This window comes from Endozoicomonas sp. SESOKO4 (assembly GCF_024606275.1).
Genome location: NZ_JAHHPS010000370.1, coordinates 1 through 1540, shown reverse-complemented (window position 1 = coordinate 1540; position 1540 = coordinate 1). Strand labels below are relative to the sequence as shown.

The window sequence follows — 1540 nt, the reverse complement described above, 5'->3', positions numbered from 1 at the left end:
GCTATCCTTCCCGAGAGCCAAGGATCCTTGCCTGACGTTATGCAGTCCATCTGCACTCAAGGGGTTTCTTCGCTTTAAAACAATCAACCCATTGGCATCTTCACCTGAGCTCCATTGGTTAGTGTTTTGAATCAATATATTTTGTTATGCCAATACGCGAAGACCGGCCTTCACCGGTTAACAACAATTACGTATAGATTCAGTTTCTGGCGTGGACCCACCATTTCCAAGTCAGGTACTACGACAACGTTGTTGATGACTGATTACAGTACACGCGGGTTTAATTTGCCAGCCGGTGTGTTTTATTTTCAGTCTGATGACCTGATTCAGGAGGGTCGTTGTCTATGTACCACCGAACGCGCCGAATCTATCGAAAAGACCGCGATACGAATCACGTCCACACTGACTTTCTGGTGTTTTTGATTATGAGATCTGAAAATATAAGATCAAAGACGTTTTTCCCCATCTTTGCCCTTATGTTCATTGCTGTTATATGGATCGCCAGCTCCAGTGGAGCGGAAGAAACCCGGCAACATCGTCTGCTGTTAATGAACTCCAGCGGGTTGGCTGCCAATGGGGAACCCTTGGATGTCTATAAGGGTTCTGTTTCGTTCTACAACACTTCCCATATTCTGCTGACTGTTGATAATGCTACTAATTCCAGATCCAGCTTTTTGGTTGATTTCAACAACCTTGACGTTATTCAAAAATGGTCGGGAGTCCTTACCCCCAGCACTATAGTGCCAGACTCTCGCTTCGGGGAGCCATTAGCCCGATACCAGGGCCAAAAAGCAGGTCCTGTGGTCACTATCCCACTGTCAAACCTGACATATATTGCGGCTTTTAATGAAATACAGGAAGTTGATAATGGTATAGCCATTACCAGCTCGCTGATTAAACTTGATAAACAATGGCAGGAGAATCAATGGCGGAATGTCACTCTCGCTTCATCTTCAGACATTCCGGCTCTGAAAGACATTGTTAGCATGACACTATCACCGGATGGACACTTCCTTGCTGTCGTTGCTGCCGAAACCCAAACCCTGCTGATTTTTCGATACGATCAGGGACAATTGCATCTGATGCAATCAGTCTCCAACCCGGAAGATCTTGAGAAAGTGGACAGCTGGTTCGGAGTGCACGATGTAACCATTGCCAAACTACCCGATGATTCCACCACCGCCTTTATTGCCTCTACCGACCGGTTCGTCCATCTGGTGGCTTTAAACAAGGAAGATCAGTGGGAAACTCAGGAGGCTCAACTCATTGACTTTCAAAACATGCCCCAGGCACTCACCAGCATAGCCTCCAGTCCGGATGGCAGGAAAATAGCCGTGATTGGCAAACGGGGCACAATCCATACCCTGAAGCTCGTTTCCCCCCCTTTATTCGCAGAATGGCGAGACCCTCCTGTGTATGACTACGATGAATACGACAGGGATAAGGGCCAGTTCGAAGTAGGGCTTATGAATGTGACAGACCCCAATCAGCCAGACAGCAACGATAATTCCCGATTGATCGTCAGGGTTCACTGTGAAGA

General features: G+C 47.2%; 1 protein-coding gene. It reads left to right on the top strand.

All coding sequences use genetic code 11. The features are described from left to right. Positions 1 to 344 precede the first annotated feature (344 nt). Positions 345 to 1540 (top strand): hypothetical protein (locus KDK16_RS07250; protein ID WP_257275363.1); only part of this gene is annotated, 1196 nt, incomplete at its 3' end.